The sequence below is a fragment of the Streptococcus phocae genome (genome assembly GCF_001302265.1).
Lineage (GTDB): Bacteria > Bacillota > Bacilli > Lactobacillales > Streptococcaceae > Streptococcus > Streptococcus phocae.
Genome location: NZ_LHQM01000017.1, coordinates 1 through 20,473, shown reverse-complemented (window position 1 = coordinate 20,473; position 20,473 = coordinate 1). Strand labels below are relative to the sequence as shown.

Annotated in this window: 21 protein-coding genes, 1 tRNA gene and 3 pseudogenes; 21 read left to right on the top strand and 4 right to left on the bottom strand. The window is 40.8% G+C overall.

Features of this window, described 5'->3' with window-relative positions; genetic code table 11:
* Positions 1-27: 27 nt before the first annotated feature.
* The 3 genes from tsaE to lytR are packed head-to-tail and all read left to right on the top strand — an operon-like array spanning position 28 to position 2,256.
* Positions 28-471 (top strand): tRNA (adenosine(37)-N6)-threonylcarbamoyltransferase complex ATPase subunit type 1 TsaE, encoded by a 444-nt coding sequence (gene tsaE, locus AKK44_RS04975; protein WP_054278775.1) that lies wholly within the window; start codon positions 28-30, stop codon positions 469-471.
* Entirely contained in the window at positions 464-988 is a 525-nt protein-coding gene (locus AKK44_RS04970; protein ID WP_054278774.1) for a GNAT family N-acetyltransferase, read from the top strand. Before tsaE ends, AKK44_RS04970 begins: the two co-directional genes overlap by 8 nt.
* Before the next feature lie 8 nt (positions 989-996).
* A complete protein-coding gene (gene lytR / locus AKK44_RS04965) occupies positions 997-2,256 on the top strand; it encodes a glycopolymer--peptidoglycan transferase LytR (RefSeq protein ID WP_054278773.1) in 1,260 nt (419 codons plus the stop codon).
* Positions 2,257-2,886: 630 nt separating this feature from the next.
* Here the strand turns inward: lytR and AKK44_RS04960 are convergent.
* Positions 2,887-3,177: a hypothetical protein gene (locus AKK44_RS04960; RefSeq protein ID WP_054278772.1), complete on the bottom strand. Its 291-nt coding sequence runs from the start codon at positions 3,175-3,177 to the stop codon at positions 2,887-2,889.
* Positions 3,174-3,593, bottom strand: coding sequence for an HIT family protein (locus AKK44_RS04955; protein ID WP_054278771.1), 420 nt, complete (start codon positions 3,591-3,593; stop codon positions 3,174-3,176). Before AKK44_RS04955 ends, AKK44_RS04960 begins: the two co-directional genes overlap by 4 nt.
* Positions 3,594-3,666: 73 nt before the next feature.
* Here AKK44_RS04955 and AKK44_RS04950 point away from each other — a divergent pair, with 73 nt between their 5' ends.
* From AKK44_RS04950 to rbfA, 12 genes and pseudogenes are all read left to right on the top strand, one after another.
* Positions 3,667-4,392 (top strand): ABC transporter ATP-binding protein, encoded by a 726-nt coding sequence (locus AKK44_RS04950; protein ID WP_054278770.1) that lies wholly within the window; start codon positions 3,667-3,669, stop codon positions 4,390-4,392.
* A 4-nt stretch (positions 4,393-4,396) separates the two neighbouring features.
* Positions 4,397-5,431: an ABC transporter permease gene (locus AKK44_RS04945; RefSeq protein WP_054278769.1), complete on the top strand. Its 1,035-nt coding sequence runs from the start codon at positions 4,397-4,399 to the stop codon at positions 5,429-5,431.
* Positions 5,432-5,497: 66 nt separating this feature from the next.
* A complete protein-coding gene (gene ccrZ / locus AKK44_RS04940; protein ID WP_054278768.1) occupies positions 5,498-6,289 on the top strand; it encodes a cell cycle regulator CcrZ in 792 nt (263 codons plus the stop codon).
* Positions 6,289-6,924 (top strand): tRNA (guanosine(46)-N7)-methyltransferase TrmB, encoded by a 636-nt coding sequence (gene trmB / locus AKK44_RS04935; RefSeq protein WP_054278767.1) that lies wholly within the window; start codon positions 6,289-6,291, stop codon positions 6,922-6,924. The genes ccrZ and trmB overlap by 1 nt, the downstream gene beginning before the upstream one ends.
* A 59-nt stretch (positions 6,925-6,983) precedes the next feature.
* Positions 6,984-7,070: transfer RNA gene (locus AKK44_RS04930), tRNA-Ser, on the top strand.
* A gap of 163 nt (positions 7,071-7,233) precedes the next feature.
* Positions 7,234-7,716: a ribosome maturation factor RimP gene (gene rimP / locus AKK44_RS04925; protein ID WP_082385565.1), complete on the top strand. Its 483-nt coding sequence runs from the start codon at positions 7,234-7,236 to the stop codon at positions 7,714-7,716.
* A gap of 93 nt (positions 7,717-7,809) precedes the next feature.
* The gene (gene nusA / locus AKK44_RS04920; RefSeq protein ID WP_037594402.1) at positions 7,810-8,967 is read left to right on the top strand and encodes a transcription termination factor NusA; all 1,158 of its coding nucleotides are present in this window, start codon (positions 7,810-7,812) and stop codon (positions 8,965-8,967) included.
* A 15-nt stretch (positions 8,968-8,982) separates the two neighbouring features.
* Positions 8,983-9,279: an RNase P modulator RnpM gene (gene rnpM / locus AKK44_RS04915; protein WP_054278765.1), complete on the top strand. Its 297-nt coding sequence runs from the start codon at positions 8,983-8,985 to the stop codon at positions 9,277-9,279.
* Entirely contained in the window at positions 9,272-9,574 is a 303-nt protein-coding gene (locus tag AKK44_RS04910; RefSeq protein ID WP_037594404.1) for a YlxQ-related RNA-binding protein, read from the top strand. Before rnpM ends, AKK44_RS04910 begins: the two co-directional genes overlap by 8 nt.
* 19 nt (positions 9,575-9,593) lie before the next feature.
* Positions 9,594-10,338 (top strand): annotated as a pseudogene (locus tag AKK44_RS09380) (translation initiation factor IF-2 N-terminal domain-containing protein); the annotation flags it as partial.
* A 71-nt stretch (positions 10,339-10,409) separates the two neighbouring features.
* Positions 10,410-12,392 (top strand): annotated as a pseudogene (gene infB, locus AKK44_RS04905) (translation initiation factor IF-2); the annotation flags it as partial.
* 87 nt (positions 12,393-12,479) lie between these two features.
* The gene (gene rbfA / locus AKK44_RS04900; RefSeq protein WP_054278763.1) at positions 12,480-12,830 is read left to right on the top strand and encodes a 30S ribosome-binding factor RbfA; all 351 of its coding nucleotides are present in this window, start codon (positions 12,480-12,482) and stop codon (positions 12,828-12,830) included.
* Positions 12,831-12,909: 79 nt separating this feature from the next.
* Here rbfA and AKK44_RS04895 read toward each other — a convergent pair whose 3' ends face one another.
* Positions 12,910-13,878 carry an alpha/beta hydrolase fold domain-containing protein gene (locus tag AKK44_RS04895; RefSeq protein WP_054278783.1) on the bottom strand — a complete coding sequence of 323 codons (969 nt, stop codon included), beginning with the start codon at positions 13,876-13,878 and terminating at the stop codon, positions 12,910-12,912.
* Positions 13,879-14,086: 208 nt separating this feature from the next.
* Here AKK44_RS04895 and AKK44_RS04890 point away from each other — a divergent pair, with 208 nt between their 5' ends.
* The 5 genes and pseudogenes from AKK44_RS04890 to AKK44_RS04870 all read left to right on the top strand — a co-directional run bounded on the left by AKK44_RS04890 (position 14,087) and on the right by AKK44_RS04870 (position 18,883).
* Complete coding sequence (locus AKK44_RS04890; protein WP_054278762.1) at positions 14,087-14,509, top strand: CopY/TcrY family copper transport repressor; 423 nt, start codon at positions 14,087-14,089, stop codon at positions 14,507-14,509.
* Positions 14,510-14,519: 10 nt separating this feature from the next.
* Complete coding sequence (locus AKK44_RS04885) at positions 14,520-16,763, top strand: heavy metal translocating P-type ATPase (RefSeq protein WP_054278761.1); 2,244 nt, start codon at positions 14,520-14,522, stop codon at positions 16,761-16,763.
* Position 16,764: 1 nt separating this feature from the next.
* A pseudogene (locus AKK44_RS04880) lies at positions 16,765-16,969 on the top strand (heavy-metal-associated domain-containing protein).
* Positions 16,970-17,122: 153 nt separating this feature from the next.
* Positions 17,123-18,001 (top strand): DUF4300 family protein, encoded by an 879-nt coding sequence (locus tag AKK44_RS04875; RefSeq protein WP_054278760.1) that lies wholly within the window; start codon positions 17,123-17,125, stop codon positions 17,999-18,001.
* A 60-nt stretch (positions 18,002-18,061) separates the two neighbouring features.
* Positions 18,062-18,883: a Cof-type HAD-IIB family hydrolase gene (locus AKK44_RS04870; RefSeq protein WP_054278759.1), complete on the top strand. Its 822-nt coding sequence runs from the start codon at positions 18,062-18,064 to the stop codon at positions 18,881-18,883.
* A 41-nt stretch (positions 18,884-18,924) separates the two neighbouring features.
* On the opposite strand, the gene AKK44_RS04865 is transcribed toward AKK44_RS04870, so the two are convergent.
* Positions 18,925-19,482, bottom strand: a complete 558-nt coding sequence (locus tag AKK44_RS04865; protein ID WP_054278758.1) for a TetR/AcrR family transcriptional regulator — start codon at positions 19,480-19,482, stop codon at positions 18,925-18,927.
* Between the two features lie 133 nt (positions 19,483-19,615).
* Here AKK44_RS04865 and AKK44_RS04860 point away from each other — a divergent pair, with 133 nt between their 5' ends.
* Entirely contained in the window at positions 19,616-20,458 is an 843-nt protein-coding gene (locus AKK44_RS04860; RefSeq protein WP_054278757.1) for a DegV family protein, read from the top strand.
* Positions 20,459-20,473 lie beyond the last annotated feature (15 nt).

The following is a 20,473-nucleotide window of genomic DNA, read 5'->3' as shown; positions in this document are numbered from 1 at the left end:
ACACTTCTTTTCTGATATAATAGCTTTATGTTTTATAGTGAAAATGAAAACACCTTAATAGCCTATGGTCAAAGTATTGGCAAGCAATTGACAGTTGGTGATGTCATTGTTTTAACAGGCGATTTGGGTGCCGGAAAAACAACCCTTACCAAAGGGATAGCCAAAGGTATGGGAATTAACCAGATGATAAAAAGCCCTACCTATACTATTGTGAGAGAGTATGAGGGAGCTATTCCCTTATACCATTTAGACGTTTACCGCATTGGCGATGATCCAGATTCTATTGATTTGGATGATTTTATTTTTGGCCAAGGGGTAGCTGTTATCGAGTGGGGTGAGTTGCTCGGAAAAGGGACCCTGGATGATTATTTGGAGATAATCCTTACAAAAGTCGGCGATGGCAGACAAGTAGATTTCCTTGCTCATGGTCCGAGGTCTCAGGAACTTTTGGCAGCGCTAAGTCATGACTGAGCGTGAAGTGACAATCTCAGAAGCAGAGCCCTTAGATGTTGCTAGTGTGATTCAACTCATGCAACAAGCAAGCCTGGAAACAGATTTCATCTCAAATGCTCAAGATATCGCAACGGCGACACCAGATCAGGTTAGAGGTGCTCTTGCTTCTATTCAGAGCTCTCTTTTTGATATCTGCCTTTTGCTGAAGGTAGACAATCAATTAGTAGGCCTATTAAATGTCGCTACTCGTGATGCTGAGACGGAACCACGAGATGGAGACTTGTTTTTGGTTGTTTTAGAGGCCTACCAAGGTCATGGTTTAGGTCAGCTATTAATGGAAGTGGCTCTGGACTGGGCCATGCAAACCGAGCTTTTGAATACCTTGACCCTGGAGGTTCAGGTCAGAAACAGCCGTGCGATTCATATCTATAAAAAGTACGGTTTTGAAATAGAGTGTGTCAAACGAAACGAAATCAAATCAAAAGATGGAGAAGACTTGGATGTTTATGCAATGCGTAAATACCTCAAGAAATAAAAAACTAGATGAAAATTGGGAAAAAAATATTTTTAATGTTAACTGCAATTTTACTGAGTACAGTCATTGCAGTCGGAGTCTATGTGACGAGTGCTTATACGTTTTCGACTGGAGAACTGTCCAAAACGTTTAAAGATTTTTCAACGTCTTCGAAAAAAAGCGATGCGATTAAGCAGACAAAGACCTTTTCCATTTTGCTAATGGGTGTTGATACAGGATCGTCTGAAAGGACTTCTCAGTGGGAAGGCAACAGCGACTCAATGATTTTAGTGACCATTAATCCTAAGACACGAAAAACCACCATGACCAGTCTTGAACGAGATATTTTAATAACCCTGTCTGGACCAGAAGGTAATAGAATGAACGGAGCTGAAGCCAAGCTAAATGCTGCTTATGCAGCAGGAGGTGCTCAGATGGCTATTATGACCGTCCAAGATTTGTTAAACATCACTATTGATAACTATGTTCAGATCAATATGCAAGGATTGATTGATATGGTTGATGCAGTAGGCGGTATCACAGTGACCAACCACTTTGATTTTCCTATCTCAATATCTCAAAATGAGCCAGAATATCAAGCGAGTGTCGCGCCAGGAACCCATAAAATTAACGGAGAACAGGCTTTAGTTTATGCTCGCATGCGCTACGACGACCCCGAGGGTGACTACGGCCGTCAAAAAAGACAGCGTGAAGTTATCCAAAAAGTCTTGAAAAAAATTCTGGCGCTGGACAGCATCAGTTCTTACCGAAAGATTTTAGCTGCTGTTAGCGGTAATATGCAGACTAATATTGAAATTTCATCACGTACCATTCCAAGCTTGTTGGCTTATACAGATGCCTTGAAACACATTAGTACCTACCAGCTAAAAGGCGAAGATGCTACCCTAGCTGATGGCGGTTCTTATCAAATTGTGACTAGCGACCATCTGTTGGAAGTGCAAAATAGAATCCGAGCAGAATTAGACTTAGGCAAAGTGACTCATTTAAAAACAACAGCCACTGTATATGAAACCTTGTATGGCTCTAGCGCGCCAACTCCAGCGACTAGCACTTACGACCAATCAGTCTCTGTTCCAACCTATGGAGAGTCTGTGACGCAGTCTCCAGCCTATTCTAGAGAAGTGTCTCAAGACCAGCAAGCCTCTACGCCATCAACCAATCAAGTACAAGAGTTGCCAATCGCCCCTCAATCAGAAGGATCAGCACCAGCAGAAACGCCTTCTGGAGATAGCTCAGCAGGAGCCTCAACTTCAGAGGCAGCATCTTGATAAATAACCTGTCAAAACACGCAGAAAGGCAATAAGCAAAACACCTGCGTGTTTTTTATTTTGAGAATCTCGTGGGTTTCAACAACTGTAAAGCACGCCTTCAATAAAAATTGTTTAACTAAGGGATTTAACAAGATACAAAAACCGTTCCACTTTCTTTTCAAGGAAGAAAAAGGAACGGTTTTTGCAATCGCAACCTTAGCGGAAGAAGATAGTCTTTCAGATACAGCCAAGGATCAGATAGTCATCTGAGGACTATTAGCCGTGAATTAACTTGTAAATAAGCGGAATTAAAATTAATGGTAAGATAAGGGCATCTGTAGCTAGTTTTTTCAATGCAAATTTCATGTTACCACTCCTTTCTTTTTAAGCATGAGTTTATTGTACTAAAACTCCTTTCTTAAAACAATATTTTTTAATAAAAAAATAAACTAAATATCATTTTTGAATACAAAATCTCATTTAATGAATAAATACGACTTTGGAACATTTCACTGCCGAAAGTTATGATTTAAATACACTTATCATAACTAGAAAGTGATAGCCTGTATTCCAAATCAACGAACTGCTAAGAGCATTTTATAGCACAGAATAAACCACCAGTTCACACTGGTGGTTTTGCTGACGAGTTTAGTTTTGTTGATACGCTTCCATTCGGCGCTGGATTTCTGCTAAATGAGGCTGAGCTTCTTGGTTGAAAAGTCGCCATTTATGAGACAGGTCTTGCCCGATTTGTTGAGCCAATTGGGTTTGGTTTTGGATTAAAGCAAGATCTCCTTTCATTTTATCTAAATCAAAAGAGATGGCTTTTTTTGATTCTTGCAAAGAAGTGATTGAACGCTTGATGCGCACGCGATTTTGGTAGATTTTATAAGCTGCGAGGCTTGTTAAACTCAACGCGACAAAAGATTTTAGTGTCATTCTGTGATCTCCTTGCTGATTTGTTGAGCCAGCGTAGCTAGCGCAGCAAAATCTGGCTCATGAGTTTGGTAAGTAATAGAGAGCCCGTCGTTTTTACCGTAGCGAGGCACTAGGTGAATATGTGCGTGAAAAACGGTTTGTCCAGCCAGTTCGCCAGTGTTATTAACGATATTCATATCTGTTGTTCCTGTGGCTTTTTGCACGGCGCGAGCAATCTTAGGGAGATTTGAAAAGGTTTTTTGCGCCAACTCGGCATCCATCTCTAAAACCGAAGCAACGTGCTGTTTAGGAATTAATAGCGTGTGTCCTTTTGTTGTTTGCGAAATGTCTAAAAAAGCTAGAACATCGTCGTCTTCATAGACTTTTGAAGACGGGATATCGCCATTAATAATACTACAAAATATACATTTTTCCATTTTATGTTACCTTCCCTACACAAATTTGTTATAATGTTTACTACAAGTATATCAAAAATTAGAAAGAAATTATATGTTAAAAATTGAAAAAGTTACTGGGGGCTATCTCAACATTCCAGTGTTAAAAGATATCTCCTTCTCAGTTGGCGACGGCGAGTTAGTCGGTTTGATTGGTTTAAATGGAGCGGGAAAGTCGACTACAATCAATGAAATTATTGGTTTTTTAAAGCCATATAAAGGCTCCATTACTATTGATGGTGTCAAGCTATCAGATGACCCATCACTGTATCGCAAAAAAATTGGTTTTATCCCTGAAACCCCTAGTTTATACGAAGAGTTAACCTTGGCAGAGCATATTGATACGGTAGCCATGGCTTATGATATTGATGTAGACTTGGCTCAAAATCGAGCGAAACCTTTTTTGGATTTGTTTCGCCTGAGCGACAAATTGGATTGGTTTCCAGTGCACTTCTCAAAAGGTATGAAACAAAAGGTCATGATTATCTGTGCTTTTGTGATTGACCCGAGTCTATTTATCCTCGATGAACCTTTTTTAGGTTTGGACCCCTTAGCCATTTCGGATTTAATTGCTGTTTTAGAAACTGAAAAAGCCAAAGGCAAATCTATTTTAATGAGTACTCATGTCCTGGATTCTGCTGAAAAGATGTGTGACCGTTTTGTTATTCTCCACCAAGGTCAAGTGCGCGCTCAAGGGACCTTGGCAGATCTTCAAGCCACCTTTGGCGATGCGTCAGCTAGCCTAAATGACATTTATTTGGCGTTAACAAAAGAGGTTTAAGACAATGACAGAATTATTGCTTAAACGTCGACAAGACTTTCAAAAAAAACACGCCAAATACCTGCCTTATGTTTTTAATGATCACTTCGTTTTGGTCTTAATGTTTCTTTTAGGGTTTGTACTGTTTCAGTATAGCCAACTGCTAAAACATTTTCCTGAGAATCCTCTCCCCATCCAGCTGGGCCTAGTTATTGTGATTGTCTTGTTACTGCGAGTTGGTTCGGTAGCTATTTACTTAGAAAAAGCAGACAGTCATTTTCTACTCACCAAAGAAGAAGAAGTTATTGCTCATATCAAAAAAGCAGGGCGCTCGTCTTTTGTCTTTTGGTCTGGTTTGCAGACAGCTTTATTAGCGTTGTTATTTCCGCTGTTTCTTAAATTAGGACTAAACGTATTGATGTTTATCGTCATGTTGTTAGTTTTGATTGTCATCAAAGGGTGGCTAATTAAGCGTCAAATAGCGGGTTTTGTGCATGACAATGGTCTGGATTGGGACAAAGCGATTGCTTTTGAGGCTAATCGCCAGCAAGCTATTTTGAAATTTTATTCCCTGTTTACAAATGTCAAGGGGATCTCGACCAGTGTCAAAGAGCGATCGTACTTAAACCCTATCTTAAAATGGGTCAAAAAAGACAGCAAACAGTTATGGACAAACCTCTATTGGCGAGCTTTCTTGCGTAGTTCAGACTACCTTGGGTTATCAGTACGTTTGCTGTTGCTAAGTTGTTTGTCGCTTGCCCTCGTGCCTCATTATTATCTATCTTTGGGATTGTCCTTTGTTTTTAATTATCTGATATTATTTCAAATGTTGTCTTTGTATCATCACTATGATTATCACTATTTGGCAACCACTTATCCTGACAGTCAACAGCTCAAGGCAGATAATCTGTTGTTCTTTTTGAGACAGCTCAGTGTGGTAATAACAGGATGTAATCTGTTAGTGAGTGCTTCTTTTGAAAAAGCAGGGCTTATCCTATTGCTGATGTTATTGCTCAACGCTTTGTACCTGCCACACAAGTTGAAGAAGATAATTGACTAAGTTATTTAAAACAAGTAAAATAGGGATGATAAATGAGAAAAAACAGAAAAAAAGGAGGGTGATAAGGTGACCACAACAGAACAAGAACTGACATTAACGCCCTTGCGTGGGAAAAGTGGAAAAGCCTACAAAGGGACGTATCCCAATGGGGATTGTGTGTTTATCAAATTAAATACCACACCGATCTTACCCGCCTTGGCTAAGGAACAGATTGCACCGCAATTGCTGTGGGCAAAACGCATGGGAAACGGCGACACAATGAGTGCCCAAGAATGGTTAAATGGTCGTACGTTGACTAAAAAGGACATGAATAGCAAGCAGATTATTCATATCTTGCTGCGCCTCCACAAATCAAAGCAGTTGGTCAACCAACTCTTGCAATTGAACTATAAAATTGAAAATCCCTATGACTTATTAGTTGATTTTGAAAAAAATGCGCCTTTGCAAATCCAGCAAAATTCCTATTTGCAAGCTATTGTCAAAGAATTAAAACGCAGTCTGCCAGAGTTTCGCTCTGAGGTGGCTACCATTGTTCATGGAGATATTAAGCACAGCAATTGGGTCATCACAACAAGTGGGATGATTTTTCTAGTGGATTGGGACTCGGTACGTTTGACAGACCGTATGTATGACGTGGCTTACTTGCTCAGCCACTACATTCCTAAGTCACGCTGGGCAGAATGGCTATCCTATTATGGGTATAAAAATAATGACAAGGTCATGCAAAAAATCATCTGGTACGGTCAACTATCTTATTTGACACAAATCTTAAAGTGTTTTGACAAAAGAGATATGGAGCATGTCAATCAAGAAATTTACGCTTTACGAAAATTTAGAGAAATGTTTGGAAAGAAATAATGCGAGTTAGAAAACGAAAAGGTGCTGAAGAGCACTTGGAAAGCAATCCTCACTATGTCATTTTGAATCCTGAAGATTCAAAAGGGCACTGGCATGAGGTTTTTGGTAATGATAACCCTATTCATATCGAGGTAGGTTCAGGCAAGGGAGGGTTTATCACTGGGATGGCCTTGAAACACCCAGAGATTAACTACATCGGCATCGACATTCAGCTATCTGTTTTAAGCTACGCCTTAGACAAGGTTTTAGACTCTAAAGCCCCAAACGTTAAGTTGCTACGTGTGGATGGCTCGAGCTTGACCAATTATTTTGAAGATGGCGAAGTGGATATGATGTATCTTAACTTTTCGGACCCTTGGCCTAAAAGTAAGCATGAAAAAAGACGCCTTACTTACAAGGATTTCTTGGATACCTACAAGAAAATTTTGCCAGAACACGGCGAAATTCATTTCAAAACAGATAATCGAGGGTTGTTCGAATATAGCCTAGCCAGTTTTTCACAATATGGCATGACGTTAAAACGCGTGTGGCTTGATTTGCACGCTAGCGATTACCAAGATAATGTTATGACAGAATATGAAGCCAAATTTTCAAGTAAAGGACAGGTTATTTACCGTCTGGAAGCACATTTCTAGTGGTATTTTTGCGAGAAAAGTGGTAAACTAAGAGAGTTGATGTTATCAACTTCTTATCTGGAGAAGTCGCATAGTGGCTTAGTGCGCACGCTTGGAAAGCGTGTAGTCCTTAACGGGGCTCGGGGGTTCGAATCCCCTCTTCTCCTTAAGTTCGTGAGAAAAGGACTCATTTCCTTGCAATCCTCTTTTATTGTGGTATAATAAACTTAAATAATACAGGAAGGTGGTGAGAGATATCTCGCCACTTTTGTATTGAATTCATCCATAAACAGGTGAAAACCTGAAGTTATTTGATAAAAATAGGAGGTCATCACAATCGCAAATACATCTATTGTCGACATCGTTACCAAAACAGTAGCACCAGTTATCACAGCTCCTTTTGAATTGGTAGACGTCGAGTACGAGAAAATGGGGAACGATTATGTTCTCAGTATTTTAGTGGATAAGGTTGGTGGCATCACAGTTGAGGACACGTCTGAACTCACAGACCTCATCAGTCCTCTGCTGGATGCTATTTCGCCAGATCCATTCCCAGATCAATACTTATTAGAAGTATCTAGTCCAGGATTGGAACGTCCCTTAAAGACAGCTGAAAGCCTTAAAGAGGCTGTAGGGTCTTATATCAACGTTAGTTTGTACAAATCTATCAATAAAATCAAAGTATTCCAAGGAGATTTAGTTTCTTTTGACGGTGAAACCTTGGTGATTGATTACCTCGATAAAACCCGACAAAAAACAGTTGAAATCCCTTATCAGACAGTTGCTAAGGCTCGTTTAGCTGTTAAACTTTAAGTTATAGAATATTCTACTAGTCGCTTGACTAGTCCTAAGATCTATCAATTCAGAAAGGATTTTTGCCAGCTGTTTAGCTAGGCAGACAACACTATGAGCAAAGAAATGCTAGAAGCCTTCCGTATTTTGGAAGAAGAAAAACACATTGACAAAGCAGACATCATCGAAGCAGTCACAGAGTCTTTGAAGTCAGCTTATAAACGCCGTTATGGGCAGTCAGAATCATGTGTGATTGAATTTAATGAAAAAACGGCTGATTTCCAAGTATTCACCGTTAGAGAGGTTGTCGAAGAGGTTTTTGACAGCCGTCTCGAAATTAGTCTCAAAGATGCCTTAGCTATTAGTTCAGCCTATGAATTAGGTGACAAGATTCGTTTTGAAGAGTCAGTCAATGAATTTGGCCGTGTGGCTGCGCAGTCAGCTAAGCAAACCATCATGGAAAAAATGCGTCGTCAAATGCGAGAAATTACCTTCAATGAGTACAAAGAGCATGAAGGTGAAATCATGACAGGTACTGTTGAGCGTTTTGACCAACGTTTTATCTATGTCAACCTAGGTTCTCTTGAGGCGCAATTATCACACCAAGATCAAATTCCTGGTGAAACCTTTAAGTCACATGACCGCATTGAGGTTTATGTTTACAAGGTTGAAAACAATCCTAAAGGGGTCAATGTTTTTGTTAGCCGTAGCCATCCTGAGTTTATCAAACGCATCATGGAGCAAGAAATTCCAGAAGTGTTTGATGGTACGGTAGAAATCATGAGTGTCTCTCGTGAGGCTGGAGATCGCACAAAGGTTGCTGTTCGTAGCCACAATGCTAACGTTGATGCTATTGGTACCATCGTTGGACGTGGTGGAAGCAACATCAAAAAGGTTATCAGCAAGTTTCATCCAAAACGTTACGATGCCAAAACAGGACTTGAAGTGCCAGTAGAAGAAAATATTGACGTGATTCAATGGGTTGATGATGCGGCTGAGTTCATTTATAACGCTATCGCACCAGCTGAGGTTGACATGGTCTTGTTTGACGATGAAGACTTGAAACGCGCAACAGTAGTTGTACCAGATAGCAAGCTTTCTCTTGCGATTGGTCGTAGGGGACAAAACGTTCGCTTAGCAGCTCATTTAACAGGTTATCGTATTGATATTAAATCTGCTAGTGAATATGAGCGTCTCGAAGCTGAAAAAGCTGGCGTAACGCCTGTAGCGGTTTCTGAACCAGAGGCACTTGTTGCTAACGAGGAAGAATAAGAAAAGAGGTGTTTTGTGCCTAAAGTAAGAAAAATACCTTTACGCAAGTCAATCGTTTCTGGTGAAACCATTGACAAGCGGGATTTGCTACGGATTGTCAAAACTAAGGATGGACAAGTATTTATCGATCCAACAGGAAAGCAAAATGGGCGTGGTGCCTATATAAAACTAGACAATACCGAAGCGATTCAGGCTAAGAAAAAACAAGTCTTTAATCGTAGTTTCTCAATGGATATTCCAGAGAGTTTCTATGATGAATTGATTGCTTACGTTGATCATAAAGTCAAAAGAAGAGAGTTAGGTCTTGAATAACTTAGAAAGATTGTCAAATCTCTTGGGATTATCTCAACGCGCAGGAAAACTGATTTCCGGTGAGGAGCTAGTGGTTAAAGCCATCCAGCACCAGCAAGCCAAATTAGTTTTTCTAGCCAACGATGCTGGTCCCAACGTGACTAAAAAAGTAACTGATAAAAGTAATTATTATAAGGTAGAAGTCTCCACAGTGTTTAGTGCACTGGAATTAAGTGCTGCATTAGGCAAGCCCCGTAAGGTGGTAGCTATTGCAGACGCTGGATTTTCAAAGAAAATGAGGACTCTTATGAAATAAGCGAATAGGAGGACACAAATTGTCAAAGAAAAGATTGCACGAAATTGCCAAGGAAATTGGTAAGAGTAGTAAAGAAGTAGTTGAGCATGCCAAGGCATTAGGTTTGGCTGTCAAAAGCCATGCCTCAACAGTTGAGGAAGCCACTGCTAAAAAAATTATCGCTAGCCTAACAACGGCTAACACTCCTGACGTCAAACCTGTTGAAAAAAAAGAACCTGTCGCTGCTCCTAAAAGCGATAAGCCTGTAGCGGTAGCAGAAAAGGTAGCTAAAGAGCAAGCACCATCTGCTGTAGAAACTAAGGCAGAAGCTCCGACAGTACCAAAACCTGCCGTTACTAAGCCGAAAAGCCGAAACTTCAAGGCTGAGCGCGAAGCTAGGGCAAAAGAGCAAGCTGCTCGTAAACAGTCGGGGCAAGCACGCCCGCAAGGCAGACCAGCTGCTGATAGACCTCAAAAGGCCACTCAAGGTCAAAATAGAGACAAACAATCAGCACATGGAGGTAATCGCCAGCAGACAGGCAATCGCGACAGGAATCGCTCGTTTAGCAATGGTAATCGCCATACGCAAGCCCCAACAGCAGCGCCTAAAATTGATTTTAAAGCGCGTGCAGCAGCCTTAAAAGCTGAGCAAAATGCCGAGTACTCGCGTCAAAGCGAGTCACGATTCCGTGAGCAAGAAGAAGCAAAACGCCTAGCAGAAATTGCTAGACAAGAAGCTAAACAAGCTGCGATACAAGCACAAGCAGAAGAGGCTGAACGTCGTAAGGCTACTAGCCAGCAGGTACCTCCTGTTGAGACGGTTGTACCTGTCGCTGCTGTGGCAAAACCTGTTGAAAAACGTCGTAAGAAACAAACCCGTCCTGAAAAAACACGTGAAACGAATCAAGTGACTGAAGATGGACCAAAGCAAAATAAGAAGAGTTGGAATAGTCAAAACCAAGTGAGAAATCAAAGAAATAGTAACTGGAATAAAAACAAAAAAACCAAAAAAGGCAAAAATAATAGGAATAATAACGCTACTCCAAAACCAGTAACAGAGCGTAAATTCCATGAATTACCAAAAGAATTTGAGTATTCAGAAGGTATGACAGTTGCCGAAATCGCAAAACGGATTAAACGTGAGCCGGCAGAGATTGTTAAGAAGTTGTTCATGATGGGTATTATGACAACACAAAACCAATCATTGAATGGTGAGACCATTGAGCTATTGATGGTTGATTATGGTATCGAAGCAAAGGCAAAAATAGAAGTGGACGATGCTGACATCGAACGTTTCTTTGAAGATGATAGTTATTTGAATCCAGATAATATTGTTGAACGTGCCCCTGTTGTTACCATTATGGGACACGTCGACCATGGTAAAACAACCTTGCTAGATACCTTGCGTAATTCTCGTGTTGCTACAGGAGAAGCCGGGGGAATCACTCAGCATATCGGTGCTTACCAAATCGAAGAAGCTGGCAAAAAAATCACTTTCTTGGATACGCCTGGACATGCTGCCTTTACGAGCATGCGTGCACGTGGAGCTTCAGTTACGGATATTACCATCTTGATTGTAGCAGCAGATGATGGGGTTATGCCTCAAACCATCGAAGCGATCAACCATTCCAAAGCAGCTGGAGTGCCAATTATTGTGGCAATTAATAAAATTGACAAGCCAGGAGCTAACCCAGAGCGTGTGATTTCTGAATTAGCTGAACATGGTATCATCTCAACTTCTTGGGGTGGGGACTGTGAATTCGTTGAAATTTCGGCTAAATTTAATAAAAATATTGACGAACTCCTCGAAACCGTTCTTTTGGTTGCTGAAGTCGAAGAACTAAAGGCAGACCCAACTGTTCGAGCTATTGGTACAGTTATTGAAGCGCGTCTTGATAAAGGAAAAGGGGCTATTGCAACCCTTCTTGTTCAACAAGGAACTCTTCATGTTCAAGACCCAATTGTTGTTGGAAATACCTTTGGTCGTGTGCGTGCGATGACCAACGACTTAGGTCGACGTGTTAAATCGGCATTGCCATCGACACCTGTTTCAATCACAGGTCTAAATGAAACGCCTATGGCGGGTGATCACTTTGCCGTTTATGCCGATGAAAAAGCAGCTCGTGCAGCTGGTGAAGAGCGTTCAAAACGTGCACTCTTGAAACAACGCCAAAACACTCAACGTGTTAGTCTGGACAACCTCTTTGATACCCTTAAAGCTGGTGAAATTAAAACAGTTAATGTTATCATAAAAGCCGATGTTCAAGGTTCTGTAGAGGCGCTAGCAGCTTCACTGGTTAAAATTGAAGTCGAAGGGGTCCGTGTCAACGTGGTCCATTCAGCTGTTGGTGCCATCAATGAATCAGATGTGACATTAGCAGAAGCTTCACACGCCGTGATTATTGGATTTAACGTTCGTCCAACACCACAGGCGCGTCAGCAAGCTGACGAAGATGATGTTGAGATTCGTCTCCATAGTATCATCTACAAAGTTATCGAAGAAGTTGAAGAAGCCATGAAGGGCAAACTTGACCCTGAATATCAAGAAAAAATTCTTGGTGAAGCGCTTATCCGTGAAACCTTCAAGGTTACTAAAGTGGGCACCATTGGTGGCTTTATGGTAACTCGTGGTAAGGTTACTCGTGATTCTAATGTGCGTGTTATCCGTAATAATGTGGTTATTTTCGACGGCAAATTATCTAGCTTGAAACATTACAAAGATGATGTTAAAGAAGTTGGAAATGCTCAAGAAGGTGGTTTGATGATTGAAAACTTCAACGACCTACAGGCTGATGATGCTATCGAAGCATACATCATGGAAGAAATTATTCGCAAGTAATAAAAATGAAATGATAAAAGAGGTTGGGGTGACGAAACCTTCAACCTCTTCTGTCTTATTGTGAGACTAAAGAAAGGAAGTTATCTTATGGCAAACCATCGTATTGATCGTGTCGGCATGGAAATCAAACGTGAAGTCAACGATATCTTACAGAAAAAAGTTCGTGACCCACGTGTTCAAGGCGTTACCATCACAGAGGTCCAAATGCTAGGTGACTTGTCTGCTGCCAAGGTTTACTATACTATTATGAGTGATTTGGCTTCTGACAACCAAAAGGCACAAACGGGTTTGGAAAAAGCGACTGGAACGATTAAACGTGAACTTGGTAAGCAATTAACCATGTATAAAATACCAGACTTGGTCTTTGAAAAAGACAATTCAATCGCTTACGGGCATAAAATTGACCAATTATTGCGTCGCCTGGACAAAAAAGACTAGTCTGTATAGAAAACAGTTAACGATTTTACGAACAGAGTCAAAAAATTCACCTAATCCTTTTCAGGAATAGGTGAATTTTTTATTGTGCTGCGGGTTGTGATGATTGAATCACTGAGATGATTTGGTCTTGAGCCTCCTTAGCTTCAGCGATAGGATAGATTGGATAGACATGGTTCATGCCTTCTTTTTCAACATATTTTTCGAGGTGACCTGCTTCCTCTAATTTTTTAGCATAATCTCTAATATCTGGATAAAATATTTCACGAGTCCCTGTGAATAAGGTAATGGGAGCTAAGTTTTCAAATGAGCCATTTTTTGGACTCACGTATTCGTGATTGACATTATCAGCATCTCTCGCCCATAGTTGTCCAACACGGCGCAAGCCCCAAGCAGAAAGAATAGGATCAGCGTTTTCGTATTTAGGGATATCAGGATGTGACATGGACACATCTAGCCACGGGGAGAGTAGGATAATATGCTTAGGTTGCAAGTTATGAGGATTGTTATCTTTTTCATAGGTCAAAGCATGGGCTAAACCAAGTGCCAAGCCACCACCAGCGGAGTCTCCCATTAAGGTAATGTTTTTATTTTTAGTGTAGTAATCCCTATAAAGATTTATTAATCTTGGCATGGCATAGTCATAGGTATAACGAGGCGCCTTAGGGTAAATTGGAAGAATGATTTTGGCATCAAGCTTTTCAGAAAGATTTTTAAGCATGCTGATATGGTAGGGGCTTGGGTTGTTGAGGTAGGAGCCTCCAGCCAAGTAGAAGATGGTTTCTTGATTAGGCGTACCTTTATCATTCCACGAATAGACTTGCATGTCATATTGTTCTTCTTTTTGTAGCACACCATTTACAGCGCTTTGATCGAGCTGATAACCTTTATCAGTAGCTTCTTGGCAAGCGTCTAAATATTTTTGGAAGGTGGTGTCATCTTGCATTTTGTAGTAACTTTTATCTCTTTTGAGCCAAAAGTATTGCTCGATAAACCAACTTTTCCAGGATCTAGAATCGGCAGAAGTATGTGGCTGAAAACCAAAAATCATGCCAAGTGTCAGTATCCCAACAAGTATTTTTCGATGAGTGTAATTCAATAGTGTCTCCTTAATCTAAATGTTATTCTTGCAATCAAATCATACCAAAATGAGAAAAAAAGTCAATACCAATACTCATAAAAATGATAGGAAAAATAATTTACAAATGTAAATATATATATTATAATTAATTTACAGATGTAAACGAAGAGGTGATGACATGGTACAAATATCTGATTCTGAATGGGAGGTCATGCGAGTTGTATGGGCTAAGGGTGAGATTAAGAGTGGTGAGATTATCCGCATTTTAAAACAAAAATACCAGTGGTCTGATTCAACCATTAAAACCTTGATTGGGCGATTGGTTGACAAAAAAGCCTTACTTACTCAGCGTCAGGGTCGTGCTTATGTGTATCAAGCACACCTTGATCAGGAGGCTTTTCAGTTAGCTGCTTTGTCTGAGGTTTTAGGAAAAGTTTGTCAGCGTCAACATACTCATCTCATAAAAGGACTTCTCGAGGAATTGCCAATGACTCTGCGAGACATTCAGGACTTGCAAAGCTTGCTAGAGGTCAAAAAGGAGACGGCTATGCAAGAGGTTCCCTGTCGTTGCTTGAAAGGGCAGTGTCACTGCAAACAGTAGGAGGTTATCCATGGGAAAAGAAACATTTTTAATAGACGGCATGACTTGTGCCTCATGTGCAATGACGGTTGAAAAGGCTGTTAATCATCTTCCAGAAGTTGATAAAGCAGTTGTGAACTTGACTACAGAAAAAATGACCGTCAGTTACCGAACAGATTCATTACCTGCAACAGCTATTATTGATGCTGTTGTAGCAGCAGGCTATAAGGCAGAGCTGTTTAATCCCCAAAAAGAAAGCTCTTATATAGAACGCCAGGAACAACAGGCAACTACTATTTGGAAGCAATTTATTTGGTCGGCTGTATTCACCCTTCCCTTGTTATACCTTGCCATGGGTGGGATGTTTGACGGCTTTTTACCGAATTTTTTAGCTGCTCAGTCTCATCCAGTGGTTTTTGCTGTGTTGCAATTAATCCTGACCGTGCCTGTGCTGTATTTGAGTAGGTTTTATTACTTTAATGGCTTTAGAGCATTGTTTAAGGGACATCCTAATATGGATTCCTTAGTGGCTCTGGCTACCAGTGGCGCTTTTATCTACAGTACTTATGCACTGGTTAGCTTACTTTTGGGGCAAGCAGATTTGCTACATCACCTGTATTTCGAGTCAGTAGGTGTGATTTTAACCTTGATAACCTTGGGGCACTATTTTGAACACCGCTCAAAGGGGCGCACTTCACAAGCTATCAAGCAACTAATGTCTTTAAAGGTTCAAGAAGTCAGAGTCTGGCGTGATAATCAGTTCACCTTAGTCCCGCTAGAAGAGGTCACTGTGCAAGATACCGTTTTAATTCAGCCAGGAGAAAAGGTGGCAGTGGATGGTCGTATCATCGAAGGAACCTCCACGCTTGATGAATCGCTTCTGACAGGGGAGAGTTTACCGGTTAGCAAAAAGACTGACGACTCTGTCTTTGCAGGGACGATTAATGGTCAAGGTGCTCTCAAAGTCCAACCGACACGCTTAGGTGATGATACTGTGCTATCACATATTATTCAACTAGTCGAAGACGCTCAGCAGACCAAAGCCCCCATAGCAGCTATTGCTGATAAAGTGTCAGGGATTTTTGTGCCAATTGTTATTGCCCTAGCTCTTGCGACAGCCTTTTTCTGGCTCGTGATTATGAAAGAAAGTTTTGAATTTTCACTAACTGCTGCGATTGCTGTCCTAGCTATTGCTTGCCCTTGCGCCTTGGGGCTAGCAACTCCGACAGCTATAATGGTTGGCTCTGGTCGGGCTGCTGAAAAAGGTATTTTATTTAAGGGTGGTGATGTTCTTGAGCGAGCTCATCAGATTCAAACCATTGTTTTGGATAAAACAGGGACCATCACACAGGGGAAACCTACCCTAGAAACAGTCATCCCTGTAGAAGGTAATGCCAATCGAGCCTTGCAACTAGCAGCGTCTATAGAGCAGTATTCTCAACACCCTCTAGGGCAAGCCATTGTTGCTGCAGCTAAGGAACAAGCAGTTGATTTTTTGACAGTCACAGAATTTCGTGCCATGACCGGTATGGGTGTAGAAGCCAAACACCAGAACCATTTGTTTACAATTGGCAATAAGGAGTTGATGCAAGAACAAGGGATTGCTCTTGAGAAATCCCTTGATGCTTTCAACCAAGCTTCTGCGCAGGGGAAAACAGTAGTCTTTTTTGCCAAAGATAATAGCTTACAAGCCTTATTTGTTATTGCAGACCCCATCAAAGCAGATAGCCCAGCAATGATTACAGCTTTGCAGGAGCTTGGCATAAAAACAGTCATGCTCACAGGAGATAATGATAGAACCGCGCGTTATATTGCAGAGCAAGTCGGTATTGAGCAAGTGTTTAGTCAGGTCTTGCCAGACCAAAAGGCTCAGATTATCGCAGATCTAAAGGGGCAAGGACAGATAGTTGGAATGGTTGGAGATGGCATTAATGATGCCCCTGCTTTAGCTGTTGCTGATGTGGGAATTGCTATGGGTTCCGGGACAGATATTGCGATAGAGTCAGCAGATATCATCTTGATGAAACCTCAGATGATGGACTTAGTGACTAGCCTTGGCATTAGCCGTTTAACCATTAAAATTGTCAAAGAAAATCTTTTTTGGGCTTTTGTCTACAATATCTTGATGATACCTGTGGCTATGGGATTTTTATACCTTTTTGGTGGTCCCTTATTAAACCCTATGCTAGCTGGCTTTGCCATGAGCCTTAGCTCAGTATCAGTTGTTTTGAATGCTTTGCGATTAAAAACCATTTCAATAACAAAGGAGAATTAATATGAAAACGACATATGCTATTTCTGGTCTAAAATGTGACGGTTGTGTCAAAAAAAGTCACTGAGTTGCTTCAAACTGTCCCTGGTGTAAGAGCTGTTGAAGTCAATCGAGATCAAAACGAAGTGATCGTCTCAGGACTGCCACTATCCCCTATCTTAAAGCGAGCTCTAAAAGGAAGCAAATTCCAACTGGGTCCACGAAAATAACAAAATAGTTCTGCTCATTTGAGCAGAACTATTTTGTTTAATAAAGCCCTGATGTGGATTTTATGATATACTTTAAGCAGATTCGTCTGATTAAGACTTTCCCTGGAATAAACTGTTTTCCAAGGGTAAAAATATTAAAAAGGTGATTATGATATGAAAAAACGATTTTTATGGCTAATGCTTCCATTGGTTTTGCCCTTGACTGCTTGTCAGCATTCCAAGGTAGCTACTAAACCAAACAATACTATTAATACCACATCAAACGAAAAGCAGATAGGCCGTCTGAACCTGTCCAATATGAGCAGTGATAAGAGCTTAGAGCAAGTCAAAACAGCCCTAAGTCAACAGCTAGCGCCAGATAATGTCAACCAATTCATCGAAGGCGTGAAAGATTACAATGATACCGTTGAAAAGGTGAGCTTGGTTGGAGACTTTGCCAAACGCAAACCACCTCACTACGACATGGCAAAGATTGATCAATTATGGGCTGCCAAAAAAGGTGACTTTATTGGGACTAACTGTCGGATTAATACCTTTATGCTTTTAAAAGATAAACTCACTATCCAAGATATTAACAGTGATGACTCGCTTCTATTTTCAGATAAAGATGCTATCCGTGCAGCAAATCTCTTTACAGAAGAAGAGACCAATCGTTTTAAACAGCTGTTTTCAAAGGTGACGACAGAGCCCACAAAGGATGTTGCTATTCACGCTAAAAAGATGCAGGCACACCTTTCCCATGTTTCTTTTAATAGTCCAGCTAAGATGGTATCTGTCGTGTTACACGACAACTTAGACGGCGATGCCTTGTTTATTGGGCATGTTGGGGTGTTAGTAGAGCATGCAGACGGATATTTATTTGTTGAAAAGCTATCCTTCCAGGACCCTTTCCAAGCAATTTTGTTTGATACAAAAGACGATTGTTACCGCTATTTATTTAACACATATAAAAAATATCAGGACAGCACAACAGCAGCACCCTTTATTATGGAAAACGATCAGTTTGTGTCGCCCAAGCGCTACAAATCGTAACAAGGCAGTAAAACCGATGCTAGTGGCATCTCTAAAACTTAAAGAAAAGAACAGACTAACATGATTAAACTAATAGCTATTGACTTGGACGGTACCCTCCTAAATAGTCAAAAAAAGATGCTCAAGGAAAACAACCAAGCCATACAAAAAGCTGTGCAGTCAGGCATTAGGGTGGTGCTGTGTACGGGACGTCCCAAATCAGGAACAAAACCCTATTTTGAAGCCTTAGGGCTCACAGAAACGGAATTTCTCATTTTAAATAATGGTTGCAGCACTTATCGAAGCCCTGATTGGCAGTTGTTGCATTCAAAACAGCTCACCATTTCAGAAATTGAAACCCTCTATCAGCTAACGAATACTATTGACGGTTTGTACTTGACCCTGACAGGCGAAAAAGATTACCTCGTTTTGAATCAAGAAGTGCCAGCTCTGGTTCAAGCAGATGGCGACCTGGTCTTTACTAAAGTCAAAGCCTTTGATTTATCGACCTTAAAAGCGGATAATCAGCTTATTTTTCAAGCCATATATATGGGAGAAAAGGCAGTGCTTGATGCGTTTGAAGCTTCAGCCAAGGAGATGCTCGCCAGGGATTTTAGCGTAGTGCGTAGCCAGGAGACCATTTTAGAAATCATGCCAAAGCATGTTACCAAAGCTTCAGCCTTAAAAGAATTGGTGACTGATTTGCAGCTTAGTGCGGATCAGGTAATGGCGATTGGAGATGCCCCTAACGATTTGGAAATGCTGGCTTATGCAGGGATAGGCGTTGCGATGCGAAATGCCCACGATAGCATCAAGGAGATAGCAGACCGTGTTAGTTTGTCTAATGATGCTGCTGGGGTAGCTTATGCCATTAACCAATTTGCCCTATCCTGTTTAGATTAAGCATAAAAAAACTTCCTTTTAAGGAAGTTTTTAAGTCGCTATTAGGCTAAAAGAGGCAAGCCCATGGCAGCCATCTCCTCAGCGGGAACAACCATATCGTCTGAAATCCACTTTGAGAGGACTGAAACAATGGCATTGCTCCAAAAAAGGCGCATGTAATGAGACTGTTGCTTTTCTTTCCAGCGTTGGTATCCTTTCAAACGCTTGGTCACAATTTGTGTTAGCAGTTGCTGTTGGTGATGTTTGAAAATCATTTTAAGCAACTGGGCTTCTTTTTTGGCCTCGGTAAACAGGTAGAGCCAAGCTTGATAGGCTTGACTTTTCAAATCAAAACCCTTTATGCCACGCAAGATGCGTCTGATCACAGAAGTTAGCAAGTGTTCAAGAATGTTTTCTTTTGACGTGTAATTGCGATAAAAGGCGTTGCGAGATACCCCTGCCTTGGCGACTAATTCAGAAATGGTGATTTGAGCTAATGGTTTGGTTTCTAATAGCGTTAAAAGAGCGATTTCCATGGATTCTCGAGTGATTTTTCGAGCTTCCTGATTAAATTGTGTTAGATTTTGGAGTGATTTTTTAGAAATAGATTTATCCGTCATCACAAATACCTTTCAAGTGTTACGTCTGACGATATTTTACTAGCGAAAGCGTAACGAATAATGATATAATTTTATGGGAAAGACCTTTATTTGTCAACTAGAAAAAGAGTATCTAAAGAAAAGAGGGAGTACAATGACTTGGAAAATCGTATCAGATTCAGGATGTAATCTAAAAACATTAGACAGCCCATCCAATACCTTACAGTTTGAGAGGGTGCCTTTGACTTTGCAGATCGGAACAGAGATTTTTATCGATGACGACGGCTTGGACATTGATTATATGATGGACACCATGTACCAAACCTCAAAAGCAGCGACTTCAAGTTGTCCTAGCCCAGATGCCTTTTTACAGGCTTATCGGGGGGCAGACAATGTCATTGCTATCACCATTACAGGAACCTTATCAGGTAGTCACAACAGTGCACGATTAGCAAAAACCTACTTATTAGAAGAAAATCCAAATGCCAACATTCACATCATCGACTCTCTATCGGCTGGTGGCGAGATGGATTTGATTGTTCTTGAGTTGGAGCGCCTTATCAATCTTGGGTTATCATTTGATGAGGTTGTTGAAAAAATAACAGCCTACCAAGCTAAGACACGTCTTGTTTTTGTCCTAGCTAATGTCGATAATTTGGTTAAAAATGGCCGCCTTAACAAGCTAGTCGGCAAAGTAGTGGGACTATTAAACATTAGAATGGTCGGACAAGCTAGCACAGAAGGAACCCTGGAGTTACTGCAAAAAGCCAGAGGGCAAAAGAAGGCTGTTTCAGCTGTTTTAGAAGAAATTCAAAAAGCGGGTTACAAAGGTGGTAAGGTTTTTATTGCACATGCCAAAAATCCTAAAATTTGTGACATGATTTCTGAAAAAATCAAAGCCATCTATCCTGATGCTGAAATCCACACTCGTCTAACCTCAGGATTATGCAGTTTTTACGCTGAAGCTGAGGGCATTTTGATGGGATATGAAATTTAATAACAAAAAACTGAG

Coding starts and splice junctions, on each gene's coding strand:
- AKK44_RS04875 (WP_054278760.1), top strand. CDS start 17,123: ATGAAAAAACGATTTTTATGGCTAATGCTTCCATTGGTTTTGCCCTTG.
- AKK44_RS04865 (WP_054278758.1), bottom strand. CDS start 19,482: ATGACGGATAAATCTATTTCTAAAAAATCACTCCAAAATCTAACACAA.
- lytR (WP_054278773.1), top strand. CDS start 997: ATGAAAATTGGGAAAAAAATATTTTTAATGTTAACTGCAATTTTACTG.
- AKK44_RS04955 (WP_054278771.1), bottom strand. CDS start 3,593: ATGGAAAAATGTATATTTTGTAGTATTATTAATGGCGATATCCCGTCT.
- tsaE (WP_054278775.1), top strand. CDS start 28: ATGTTTTATAGTGAAAATGAAAACACCTTAATAGCCTATGGTCAAAGT.
- AKK44_RS04885 (WP_054278761.1), top strand. CDS start 14,520: ATGGGAAAAGAAACATTTTTAATAGACGGCATGACTTGTGCCTCATGT.
- AKK44_RS04870 (WP_054278759.1), top strand. CDS start 18,062: ATGATTAAACTAATAGCTATTGACTTGGACGGTACCCTCCTAAATAGT.
- nusA (WP_037594402.1), top strand. CDS start 7,810: ATGAGCAAAGAAATGCTAGAAGCCTTCCGTATTTTGGAAGAAGAAAAA.
- AKK44_RS04945 (WP_054278769.1), top strand. CDS start 4,397: ATGACAGAATTATTGCTTAAACGTCGACAAGACTTTCAAAAAAAACAC.
- rbfA (WP_054278763.1), top strand. CDS start 12,480: ATGGCAAACCATCGTATTGATCGTGTCGGCATGGAAATCAAACGTGAA.
- AKK44_RS04970 (WP_054278774.1), top strand. CDS start 464: ATGACTGAGCGTGAAGTGACAATCTCAGAAGCAGAGCCCTTAGATGTT.
- AKK44_RS04950 (WP_054278770.1), top strand. CDS start 3,667: ATGTTAAAAATTGAAAAAGTTACTGGGGGCTATCTCAACATTCCAGTG.
- AKK44_RS04860 (WP_054278757.1), top strand. CDS start 19,616: ATGACTTGGAAAATCGTATCAGATTCAGGATGTAATCTAAAAACATTA.
- trmB (WP_054278767.1), top strand. CDS start 6,289: ATGCGAGTTAGAAAACGAAAAGGTGCTGAAGAGCACTTGGAAAGCAAT.
- AKK44_RS04895 (WP_054278783.1), bottom strand. CDS start 13,878: ATGATTTTTGGTTTTCAGCCACATACTTCTGCCGATTCTAGATCCTGG.
- AKK44_RS04890 (WP_054278762.1), top strand. CDS start 14,087: ATGGTACAAATATCTGATTCTGAATGGGAGGTCATGCGAGTTGTATGG.
- AKK44_RS04960 (WP_054278772.1), bottom strand. CDS start 3,177: ATGACACTAAAATCTTTTGTCGCGTTGAGTTTAACAAGCCTCGCAGCT.